The organism is Cupriavidus sp. 05N39 (genome assembly GCF_056397325.1).
On record NZ_JBFTNE010000245.1, the window covers coordinates 1 to 1231 of the forward strand.

Annotated in this window: 1 protein-coding gene and 1 pseudogene; both read left to right on the forward strand. The window is 62.1% G+C overall.

Annotated features, from left to right (window positions below; translation table 11 throughout):
* Positions 1-136: 136 nt before the first annotated feature.
* Positions 137-628 carry a DUF3304 domain-containing protein gene (locus tag AC1DN0_RS41050; protein ID WP_441637741.1) on the forward strand — a complete coding sequence of 164 codons (492 nt, stop codon included), beginning with the start codon at positions 137-139 and terminating at the stop codon, positions 626-628.
* Positions 625-1231 (forward strand): annotated as a pseudogene (locus AC1DN0_RS41055) (hypothetical protein); the annotation flags it as partial. The gene AC1DN0_RS41050 and the pseudogene AC1DN0_RS41055, both read left to right, overlap by 4 nt.

A 1231-nucleotide genomic window follows, 5' to 3' on the forward strand; every position in this document is an offset into this window, starting at 1 on the left:
CAACCCGCTCATGCTGTCGCCCCCCCCAGGAGCGTGCCGGGGCCAACCTGATGCAGTCGGCGCGCAATGGTCCGCACAATCCCAACCATCGCATTCCCTATCCGGTTAACCCTGACGAAGTGAAGGAGTTCCAACAATGAAGCGCTATATCGCGGCACCGCGGCGCATTGCCCTCGGCAAGGCCATTCTCCTGTCCCTGTTCCTGGCCGGCTGCGCTGGCGGCAGCGGCATCTCGACTGATCGCTCCGACAAGTTCGTCTATGCCTCGCTTGGCGGGGTCAACCACACCGCCAAGTACATCCATTGGTTCTCCATCGATGGGCAATGGGGCGGCAATATGCGCGCCTACGGCAGTACGTCGGGAACGTGTTGCGTCGGCGTGCCGCGGGTCTACCGTCCCGGCATGCAGGTCGAGGTCAGCTGGAACGCGCCAGAGGGCAGGAAGGACGTCATCAAGACCAAGGTGGTCGAGGTCGAGCCCTACACCAAGGCAGGCACCATCTATGCCCACATCTATCCGAACGACGTGGTCCGCGTGGTCGTGTCGGCACTTGACGGCCCACGCAACCCTAATCATCCCATTCCCTATCCGGTCAATCCGAACAAGTCGAAGGAGCCCCAACAATGAAGCGCTATATCGCTGCCCCCGACCGCACGCTCACGCCAGATCCGGCCAAATGCTGCAGCCTGACGCCGGGCGAGGTTATGGGCATATTGGGGATCAAGCTCGCCGGCCACTCTGAGGGCAAGCCGGTATGCAATACCGTGGTCAACGTGGGGCTGTTCTTCGATGGCACCAACAACAATATGGAGCGCGACTACAAAAAACCGGAAGCTGCCAAGCGCTTTCATAGCAATATCGTTCGCCTGCACAATGCCTATCCTCCGGAAGAGAGAAATAAGCCGGGGGAGAGCGAGTACTTTTACCGCGTCTACCTGCCAGGCGTGGGCACGCCCTTCCCGCAAATTGGTGAAATGGGCGAAAGCACCTACGGGCGGGCCTTCGCCGCCGGCGGGCAGGCCCGCATCCTGTGGGGCCTGCTGCAGATCTACAACGCCGTGCACCGAGCGGCCTTTAGTGACCGGGCCATGATGGACGATGACGAGATCGCCGCGAAGATCAAGGACTACGAGCGCCGCGTCGACCACCAGCAGCGGCCCGACCCGGAGGACCCGCCGCGCAAGCGCAAGGACTGGTTCGCGCCGCTGACGCAGGAACTGTCGAAGAAGC